General features: G+C 37.3%; 2 protein-coding genes. Both read right to left on the minus strand.

All coding sequences use genetic code 11. The features are described 5' to 3' along the window. On the minus strand, nt 1–910 hold a 910-nt coding region (locus tag G485_RS27185), incomplete at its 3' end, for a PGN_0703 family putative restriction endonuclease (protein ID WP_035157034.1). A 106-nt stretch (nt 911–1016) separates the two neighbouring features. Beyond that, nucleotides 1017–1550 (minus strand): hypothetical protein, encoded by a 534-nt coding sequence (locus G485_RS29390; RefSeq protein ID WP_084423377.1) that lies wholly within the window; start codon nt 1548–1550, stop codon nt 1017–1019. Between the last annotated feature and the right edge of the window lie 517 nt (nt 1551–2067).

Below are 2067 nucleotides of genomic sequence, written 5' to 3' on the forward strand. Positions count from 1 at the left end.
ATTTTCTATGTTTTCCTTGCAGATAAATTCGACAAAAGTAGCTCAAATCCCTTGTGGAATAAGGATTTTTTGTTCGTTCAGCAAGCCCTAAATACTTCTCCTCAAATTTGTCTAATTGCTCTATGAGCCGAGGTATTTGCCTACCGGCTATACATGCAATCTCCCTTACCCCAAACAACATGTCTTCCCAAGAAATAAAGCGAACCTGGTCTTTAACGTTTTCTTTGAGTACCTCCGTTTTAAAGCAATCAAATTTATCTTTGAGCTTGATATTGTGTTTGGGGGCGACCACTACAAACAAGTCATTGGGATTCAAATGAAAAATGTTACGTGCAAGTTGGTAATATTTTAGAATGGTTAGCATATTCAACCGGTCAGGTTGTATTTTCGAGTTCAGTTTTGGCTCATATATCTCGAAGAATTTTTTCTCATATTTCTCCCGATTATGTTCATTCAAATTTACAGGGCCAAAATCCTTTTCACTATACTTGATCTCAAATAGTATTCTTCGACCAGATGCAAGTCTTAGATAAAAATCGATATTCGTACCCTCATTATAATCTGGAACATATTCAAATTCAGCCTCACTGACAGGTTCATTGATTTCAACGAATGTCGTTATGTGGTCCAACACACCTTCTACTATAAAGGGATAGAAGAAATTGAAACACATAATTTGGGATGAATTCATATGTGTGGGGCTGTGTAATTTGATCTTTTTCTTTCTAACGTTTTCTATGATATATTGTGATAACTCCTTACGGTAAGGTGAAAGATAATTTAAGTATTCATAACCTTCAGGAAGAATATGTTCGTACTCTAACTGATTCCATTTTCCATTTCCCACATCAGGAAATTTCTTTTTTTTGTAGTCTGCTAATCGTTCCTTCACCATTAGGTCAAAATCCAATTTTAACCCTCCAATAATCTATTGGATTTCAGTTGTTTGTCCGCGAACACCATAAGATGTCCTCCAAACTTTGAGTAACGGCATCTTAGGGAAAATGATATTCTTCTTAAAAACTCCATTTTATCGGATTGCCTTCTCCATTTTCCCCTTTACCTTCCTCGATAATTTCAATCACTTCAACGTGGCAACCAAACAGGAGCTTCAACAACGCAAGCCCTCTGACCTGACTTTCTTTTAATTTGTCACGGGTATCAAGTCTTTTACACTCGGCAAAACGAATTTCAGACCCATCCGGTTTAAATAGCATGAGGTCAGGTCCTTCAATGCGTACAGCAGGGGAAAACAAATTGTAAAGTTGTCTCCCTTTTTCATATCGTTCATCACCAAAATATTGACGGAAAATACCTTCAGCTTTCGGGTACTTACCAAGCTTATTTCCTCCGAGTAAATTGAAGTCGTGATGAATCCATTGGTAGCCTAATGATTCATAATATTTGCCCCCAATATATTCACCGAAACCCATTGTACCTGGAAGGTTACGGCAATAAGGATCGATGCAATCATCACGTTCACCATTTTTCCATCGATCATATTGTTCTTTGGTGTATATGACTTTACGAGTTGGAATTAGGATATCCATGAAGATCTGCCCTTTCTGATTTCACAAATGATACATGACCAATATGAATATATCACAAAAATCTGGTAATGATGGGCTATTTGAATAGAGACTCAGATGTGCTCGGACTTGTAACCAAGCTTTAAACATGCTCGGTTAAACAGCTATTGTAACCGTTGCAATTGCTAAAATACACTGCATTTTTTTGTGATATTATTCCATTAGAGTGAATGGAATAGAGGAGGAAAACGGACTTGAACAAATTGGAACTGAGGTGCGAAGAAGAATTCAGGACTTATTTATCAGACCGCGTTGATAATCCCAGGGTTATTAGTGATTGTATCTCAAGATGTAGAAGGGTTCAAAAATATGAGGGTGATTTGGCCGAAAATTTTTGAAAAAGATCGAGGGAGATCGTTGTTAAATAAGTTGTCGTACACTCTTGGATCAAGTCCAAATTTATGTGTAAAATCCCTCAGCTAGAATGGGCTACATGATTCGGGTTACTTTCGAGACAGATTTTGGCCGGCTTTCACGC

Origin of the sequence: Cohnella thermotolerans DSM 17683 (genome assembly GCF_000429825.1) — a bacterium.
Lineage (GTDB): Bacteria > Bacillota > Bacilli > Paenibacillales > Paenibacillaceae > Cohnella > Cohnella thermotolerans.